General features: G+C 31.9%; 3 protein-coding genes. All 3 read right to left on the reverse strand.

Annotated elements, in window-relative coordinates; all coding sequences use genetic code 11:
- The coding region (locus ACZQCL_RS09215; RefSeq protein ID WP_482482966.1) for a response regulator transcription factor at window positions 1–542 on the reverse strand (542 nt) is incomplete at its 3' end.
- Between the two features lies 1 nt (window position 543).
- On the reverse strand, window positions 544–1,065 hold the full coding sequence (locus ACZQCL_RS09220; protein WP_337619355.1) for a GTP pyrophosphokinase: 522 nt from the start codon (window positions 1,063–1,065) through the stop codon (window positions 544–546).
- Between the two features lie 58 nt (window positions 1,066–1,123).
- Window positions 1,124–1,830 (reverse strand): aryl-sulfate sulfotransferase (locus ACZQCL_RS09225; RefSeq protein WP_482482968.1); only part of this gene is annotated, 707 nt, incomplete at its 5' end.

Here is a 1,830-nt window from a genome sequence, read left to right on the forward strand (position 1 = left end):
CGATTGTTCCAAACTTTTTCAATCACAAGCCAAATAGGTACTCGATTCGATTCACTTCGAATCAATAAAGAAAGAATACTACATTCCAACTTAGTCAATTGATATTTTGTATTCTTACACGCAAGTGTTTCTTCTTTCTTATTCAATAGAATATCTTGATATTGTAAATAAGAATCGTCTATCACATTTTCTTTTAACATCACTTTGACTCTTGCAATCAATTCCTTTGTAGAAAAGGGCTTGGACAAATAATCGTTGGCACCTAAATCAAAACCTGTAACTTTATCATCCACTTCATTTAATGCACTTAAAAGTAATACCGGAATATCATTTTTTTGTTTTCGAATCAAAGACAATACTTCATATCCATTTTTTTCAGGCATCATAATATCTAAAATTAATCCGTCATAAATTTCTTGAGAAATCAAACGAATGGCACTATTCCCATCAAAACACACATCGCAATTATAGCCCGCATCTTCTAAGACGGCTTGTAGTGCTTTAGCCAAATTCACTTCATCATCCGCAATCAATAATCGCATATTATCCCTCAATTCTATCTTTGATTGTCTGAAATGATAAGTCTAAAGAAGCAATTTCATCGGCACATCGTTTTAATTCACTACGAATCAAATCTTCATCTTCAATATGTTTCTTATAATGAATTTGATGTTCTAGATTTGCCCAAAAATCTAATGCGATCGTTCGTACTTGGATTTCAACTAAACATCCATCCACTTCACAAATCACATGTAGACTGCGATACCCACTGGGTTTGGGATGACTTAAATAGTCTCTTACTTCCACCACTTTAAAGTATGAATGAATCCAATCCTTTACTTCATAGATTTCATCCACAAACGAACAAATGATGCGAACGCCAATAATATCATGAAGCAATGAATAATCATCGCCCACTTTTTTCATAACACTTTCTGGTGACTTAATTCTAGAAGTTGTATATTGTATACAAGCTAATGCACTCGAATGAATTGTATTTAAAACCTTATCCAAAACATTTTTAAACGTATCATAGTCAGATTCATAAAATTCTTTATATGTCATACCATAAACATACTAAACAACACTTAAAATTTGCTTAAAAAAAGTTAGAGATTACTCTCTAACTAAAATAATATCCTTTATAATCATAATAATAAATTCGATAAATAAAACGATCATTTTTCTTGATACTGAACTGTTGTTCAAGATTTCCATCCGTATCGTAAATGGATAATAGTCCTGCAATTCCTGAATCTACGACAATATGATCACCTAGATTTTGTGCACTCGATACATAGGCACTAAATGGAACTTCAAATGAATTGGCCATTGTATATGTCCCTTCGTTTTCATCCACTAAATATTGATAGTAATAGGATGTCGTGCCTTCTGTAATACTTGTTTGAATCCCATCATTTACCGTCCAATCATAATCTTTTCTTGTCTTAGAATATCCAAAATTATTATCAAACATGTATAGATAATATTGACCAGATTCTAATGCATCATCTTCCAAATAAGTTACTGTATGTTGTCCTCCACTCGTCAAGAAGTCACCTACTTTTGTATATAAGTATTCTGTATAGTCTGTATCTTTCCAGAAATCTTCATTGCCTATGATATAGCCAATACTTGGATTTGTGCTTACATCATTGATTTTAATGATTGAACTTGTTTCTCGAGAAGAAAGAATGACACTATCATCATTTAGATATTGAAGTGTATTGATATGCATCCAATCCCATTTCGAACCTTCTTTATGATCCGTACTCTCTTTGTAGCTTTTAAATAAATCTTCTAGATCTAATAATTCCGTGACTTCTTCAC

The organism is Holdemanella sp., assembly GCF_056804935.1.

Coding starts and splice junctions, on each gene's coding strand:
- ACZQCL_RS09220 (WP_337619355.1), bottom strand. CDS start 1,065: ATGACATATAAAGAATTTTATGAATCTGACTATGATACGTTTAAAAAT.